The sequence below is a fragment of the Pseudomonas sp. 6D_7.1_Bac1 genome (assembly GCF_025465945.1).
Classification (GTDB): Bacteria; Pseudomonadota; Gammaproteobacteria; order Pseudomonadales; family Pseudomonadaceae; genus Aquipseudomonas.
Genome location: NZ_JANLNW010000018.1, coordinates 1 through 2,259 on the forward strand (window position 1 = coordinate 1; position 2,259 = coordinate 2,259).

General features: G+C 57.3%; 1 protein-coding gene and 1 pseudogene. Both read right to left on the minus strand.

Going from position 1 to position 2,259, the window contains the following annotated elements; translation table 11 throughout:
* Window positions 1-57: 57 nt before the first annotated feature.
* Window positions 58-843, minus strand: coding sequence for a methyl-accepting chemotaxis protein (locus NTD87_RS27975; RefSeq protein WP_410017461.1), 786 nt, complete (start codon window positions 841-843; stop codon window positions 58-60).
* Window positions 844-912: 69 nt separating this feature from the next.
* Window positions 913-1,938 (minus strand): annotated as a pseudogene (locus NTD87_RS27980) (cache domain-containing protein); the annotation flags it as partial.
* Between the last annotated feature and the right edge of the window lie 321 nt (window positions 1,939-2,259).

Consider the following 2,259-nt stretch of genomic DNA (forward strand, 5'->3'; position numbering starts at 1 on the left):
TAAAAAACGCGATGAGTCAGACTGACCTCATCGCGTTTTCTGCATCCATGGAACGGTTTAAATCTTGAAGCTATCCACCAGTTGCTTCAGGCGGTTGGCCTGCAGCGACAACGCATCGCAATCCTTCAACGTTTCGTTGAGGTTGGCCACGCCCTGCTGGTTCAGCAGGTTGATCTGGCTGATGTCGACGTTGAGGGTTTCCACCACGGCAGTTTGCTCTTCCGTCGCGGCCGCAACCGACTGGTTCATTCCGTCGATTTCGGTGATCCGCTGGGTCACGCTGACCAACCGCGCACCGGCCTGATTCGCCACTTCGACGCTTTCTTCGCTGGATACCTGGCTGGCATTCATGGTCGATACCGCTTCACGCGAGCCAACCTGCAATGAGGTGATCATCTTGTGAATCTCCTCGGCCGACTCCTGGGTGCGATGAGCCAGGTTGCGCACTTCGTCCGCCACCACCGCAAAACCACGCCCCGCTTCACCCGCGCGCGCCGCCTCGATGGCTGCGTTGAGTGCCAGCAAGTTGGTCTGCTGCGAGATACCTTTGATCACGTCGAGGATGTGCCCGATGTTGTCGGTACTGGCATTCAGGGTTTCGATCTGTGTGCACGACAGGCTGATTTTTTGCGACAACTCGGTCATCGCCAGAATGGTTTGCTCCACCACCTGACGACCGTCGTCAGCCTGCTCACTGGCGCCGCTGGCGTGTTGCGAAGCGTCCGCCGCATTGCGGGCAATTTCCTGGGTAGCAGCCCCCAGTTCATTGATTGCCGCCGCCACGCTGTTGGTCCGCGCACTTTGCTCGTCGGAGCCGATGATCGACGCGTTCGACGACGCCATGACGCGTTGCGACAAGTCGTGCACCTGACGCGTGGCTGACGACACTTCGGAAATCGACGCGTGAATCCGTTCCACAAACTGGTTGAAGGCACCGCCCAGCTCGCCGAATTCGTCTTTGCTTTCCACCGCCAGACGGCGAGTCAGGTCGCCTTCGCCTTGAGCAATGTCCTGCATCGCACGACCCATTGTGGTCAGTGGACGCATTAGCACTTGAATCAACAGGCTCAGCAGCACCGCAATAGCAGTCACCGCGACAAACATCGCAATCAGCGCCGATGTGCGGAACTTGCCCAATGGCGCGTAGGCCTTGTCCCTGTCGATCGACAGGCCGATGTACCACTCGGCATTCGGCAGCCCCGTGACCGGGGTGAAGGACAGGATGCGTTCCTGCTTGTTCAGGCGCACTTCCTGATTGCCCTTCTCGATGCGTACGTTCGAACCTGGGTAGATGTCCTTGAGGTTCTTCATCACCTGGTCTTTGTCCGGGCTGACGATCACCTGGCCGTCAGCGCTGACCAGGAACGCATGACCGATGCCGCCAAAGTCCACCGAGTTGATGATCTTCACCAGGGTTTCCAGACTCAGGTCACCACCGACTACGCCGAGCAGTTCGCCGTTCTTTTTCACCGGCATGGCAATAGTCACCACCAGGCCACCGACGGCAGCCATGTAGGGTGGCGTGAGCATGGTTTTATCGGCGGCTACAGCCTGTTTGTACCAGGGACGCTGACGTGGGTCGTAGCCATCCGGCATTTTGGCGTCAGGGCGTTGGGTAAACACGCCATTGGCCTGACCGACGTACGTGAACTGGAAGTTCGAGGTGAAGGCCGGCTGGTCGACCAGCCCGGCAAAGTCAGCGTTGGCACCTTGGTGCGTGACGTTCTGGGCAAGGCTTTCCAGCACCAGAATTCGTCCACCCAGCCAGTTTTGTACGCTGCTGGCCGTCAGATCGCCGGCTTGCTGGACGGAGGAGTCGAGGTTTTGCTGAATGGTATTTCGCTGCAGGTAGTCGTTGTACAAAGTGAACAACGCAAAAGCCAGAACCACTACGCCTGAAGCGGCCAACAGGATTTTATGGCTGAACTTGAGATTCATTTCATGGGACTTCTTATGCAAAGAGTGGGGATGCGTTCCGGGTGCAACATTCCATGTAACGCCGTAGGCCGCTCTTTGGCCGCTCTACTTTGGTGCACGCATGTCTCATCAGTTTTTCGGCACAGGTCCGAGAAAACTTAGGCCTTTGCGCAAAATGCATCAGATTCCCTGCACAAACCCGCCAAACAGCGTGCTAGAGCGCTCAACCTACATTTTCTTGATGACGGTTGATCAAGTGGCACAGGCGCTCTACAGCATCCATCACGCTCGGAGCTTTTAGCGGCCCCTGAAATGACAAAACCCCTGTCTGCTTACGCAGAC